Consider the following 2,033-nt stretch of genomic DNA (forward strand, 5'->3'; position numbering starts at 1 on the left):
ACGTGGTGCTGTACAGCCCGATCCAGATGGCCGCCGACCTGCCGGAAAACTACGAAGCCCGCCCCGACGCCTTCCAGTTCATCCGCGACGTGCCCACCGACTGGGAGACGTCCAAGACGCTGCAGGGCGAGATCGGCGACTACATCGTGGTGGCCCGCCAGCCGCGCGGCGGCAAGGACTGGTTCCTGGGCGCCCTGACCGACGAGACCGCCCGCAAGCTGACCCAGAAGCTGGACTTCCTGGCCCCCGGCAAGCGCTACGAGGCCCAGATCTACGCCGACGGTCCGGGCGCGGACTACATCACCAACACCACGGCCCTGGCGGTGTCGAAGAAGGTGGTGACCAGCAAGGACAGCCTGGAGTTCGCCATGGCGCCGGGCGGCGGGACGGCGGTGCGGTTCAAGGCGCTGGATTAGCCCCAACAACGGAGTCATCCCGGACAAGCGCGCAGCGCGCCGATCCGGGACCGCCCCGAAGTGCTGAGCTCAGGCGTCGGTCCCGGGTCTTCGCTTCGCTACGCCCGGGATGACAATCTTGATTGTTGAGGGGGCTAGCCCACCGTCACGCTCACAGTGCTCGCCTTCAGTCCCGGCGCCGACGCCGTCACCCGCAGCTCGCCAGCCTGACCGCGCCGTGTGCGGACGATCGCCTGGACCAAGCCGTTGAAGGCCTTGCGCGAGCTGGCGACGTCCGGCTCGTGACTGGTCGGGTTGCCGTTGCCGACGCCGATCACCTGGCCGGGACCGGTCACCGCGAAGGTCACGAGCTCATCAGCGCGGGGAACCAGCCGGCCCTTGGCGTCCAGCACTTCCACCTTGAGGATCGCAACGTCCTGGCCGTCGGCGGCGACCCGCGAGCGGTCCGCCGTCAGGCGCAGGCTGGCGGCCGGGCCGGCGGTCTCGCGGCGTTCGCGCAGGATGACCTTGCCGGCCTTGTAGCCGTGGGCCTCGATCACGCCCGGCGCATAGGACACCGACCATTCGACATGGTGGTTGGGAACGACGTCCCGCACGCCCTGGCTCTTGCCGTTCAGGAACAGCTCGACCTTGTCGCAGTTGCTGTGGGCCCAGACCGCGATCGGCTGGCCCTCGCGGCCTTCCCAGTTCCAGTGCGGCAGCAGGTGCAACAGCGGCTCGGGACGCCACCAGGCGCGGTAGTAGTAATAGTTGTCCTTCGGGAAGCCGCAGGTGTCGAACGCGCCGAAGTGCGAGCTGATGCTGGGCCAACGGTTGAAGGGGGTCGGCTCGCCGCGATAGTCGAAGCCGGTCCAGATGAAGCCGCCGGCCATCCACGGACGGTCGGCCGCGTGGCTCCACCACTTCTCGGCCGTGGTCGCCCACCAGGGATGCTCGGTGTCGTAGGCCGGGACGTAGGACTTGGCGTCGTCGCGGGCGTATTCGCCGCGCGTGGCCACGGTGCTGGCGCTCTCGGTGCCGATCACCGGCACGTGCGGGAACCTGGCGTGGAAGTCGTCCATCTTCTCGTGGCGATAGTTGAAGCCCTGGACGTCGATGACGGCGCTGATGCCCTCGCCGAAGCCGTTGTCCATCGCCGCGATGACCAGGCGGCTGGGGTCTAGCCGGTTGACCAGCCGCTTCATGGTGGTGGCCACCTTGGCCCCGCGGGCCGTGCCTTGCTGCGGCTCCTCGTTGCCGATCGACCACAGGATCACCGACGGGTGGTTGCGGTCGCGGCGGACCAGGCGCTCCAGCTCGTCCAGCGAGGTGGGGTCGCTGGACATCCGGCGGGTCTCGTCGATCACCAGGATGCCCATACGGTCGCAGGCGTCCAGCAGCTCGACCGTCGGCGGATTGTGCGAGGCGCGATAGGCGTTGTTGCCCATGCTCTTCAGCTGCTCCAACCGCCAGACTTGCAGAGCGTCGGGAATGGCCGCGCCGACGCCGGCGTGGTCCTGGTGGTTGCAGGAGCCCTTCAGCTTCACGGATTGACCGTTCAGCAGGAAGCCCTTGTCGGCGTCGAAGGCGATCGAGCGGACGCCGAAGCGGGTGACGTAGCGGTCCACCACCGACCCG

Annotated in this window: 2 protein-coding genes; one reads left to right on the forward strand and one right to left on the reverse strand. The window is 68.5% G+C overall.

The window, feature by feature from the left end:
• A partial coding sequence (locus AC1DZ6_RS24215) for a glycoside hydrolase family 97 C-terminal domain-containing protein (RefSeq protein WP_477099653.1) occupies window positions 1-416 on the forward strand: 416 nt, incomplete at its 5' end.
• Window positions 417-550: 134 nt separating this feature from the next.
• Here the strand turns inward: AC1DZ6_RS24215 and AC1DZ6_RS24220 are convergent.
• Window positions 551-2,033 (reverse strand): glycoside hydrolase family 2 TIM barrel-domain containing protein (locus AC1DZ6_RS24220; protein WP_477099654.1); only part of this gene is annotated, 1,483 nt, incomplete at its 5' end.

It is taken from the genome of Caulobacter sp. P1_B12_2 (genome assembly GCF_056406675.1).